At 64.7% G+C, this 1,091-nt stretch carries 2 protein-coding genes; both read right to left on the reverse strand.

The window, feature by feature from the left end; translation table 11 throughout:
- Nucleotides 1–425, reverse strand: a 425-nt coding sequence (locus EOA60_RS34270; protein WP_164899825.1) for a PDZ domain-containing protein, incomplete at its 3' end; no start/stop codon positions are given.
- 1 nt (nucleotide 426) lies between these two features.
- A partial coding sequence (locus EOA60_RS34275) for a peptidoglycan DD-metalloendopeptidase family protein (protein WP_164899826.1) occupies nucleotides 427–1,091 on the reverse strand: 665 nt, incomplete at its 5' end.

Below are 1,091 nucleotides of genomic sequence, written 5' to 3' on the forward strand. Positions count from 1 at the left end.
TCCTCGCCGTCGATCTTGGCGATATAGTCGCCGGCAAGCACGCCCGCCTTTGCGGCCGGCGTGTCGTCGATCGGCGTGATCACCTTGACCAGGTCGTTCTCCATCGTGACCTCGATGCCAAGGCCGCCGAACTCGCCTTTGGTCTGCACGCGCATATCCTGCGCCTGCTCGGCGTTCATGTAGGAGGAATGCGGGTCGAGCGAAGCGAGCATGCCGTTGATGGCGTTCTCGACCAGCGACTTGTCGTCCGGGGGCGTCACATATTGCGCGCGCACGCGCTCGAATATGTCGCCGAAGATCGCCAGCTGCTTGTAGGTCTCGGAACCCGCAGCATTCGCCGCCGAGCCGGGTGCGCCGTAGACCAGGCTCATTGCCGATGCGCCCATCAGCGCGCCGGCAAACAGAAGCGACAATTTCCGCATCATTTCACGTCCTTCCAGAAAATCGGTCCGCCCACCAGGGGTTCGGATCGACGGGTTTTCCATCCTTGCGGAACTCAACATAGAGCTCCGGCGTCGCATTTCCATTCTGCGAGGCCGAGGTGCTAGCCACCCGGGCCTCTCCCATCGCGCCGATCGGCTCTCCTGCGAGCACCGACTGTCCGGTCGCGACGCTGATTCTGCTCATCCCCGCCAGGACGACATGATACCCATCGCCCGCATTGAGGATCAAGAGTTGACCATAGGAGCGAAACGGCCCCGCATAAAGAACGTTTCCATCCGCCGGCGCGGTGACGATGGCCCCCGATTGTGTCGCAACCATGTCTCCCTGCATCATTGCGCCATTGCCGTCGTCGGTGCCGAAGCGCCGTTTGATCTGGCCGATGACCGGCAGCGCGATCTGGCCCTGGAGCGCCGCGAACGGGGCGGAAGCGGTTAAACGATTGCCCTCCGGCACCGGCGGCGCGGCGGGTTCCGCGGTCGATGCGGTCGTGTCGGCGTCCGCCGATTTCCGATCGGCCGCCTTGGCCTGGTCGGCCGCCTTGCGCGCCTTGTCGGCCTCGAGCGAGGCGATGAGGTCCTTGAGGCTGCTGGCCTTGTCCGCCAGCTGCTGCGAGCGCTGCCGCTCTGCTCCCAGGGCCGCTTCGGTAT

This window comes from Mesorhizobium sp. M1A.F.Ca.IN.020.06.1.1 (assembly GCF_004023265.1).
Taxonomy (GTDB): Bacteria; Pseudomonadota; Alphaproteobacteria; order Rhizobiales; family Rhizobiaceae; genus Mesorhizobium.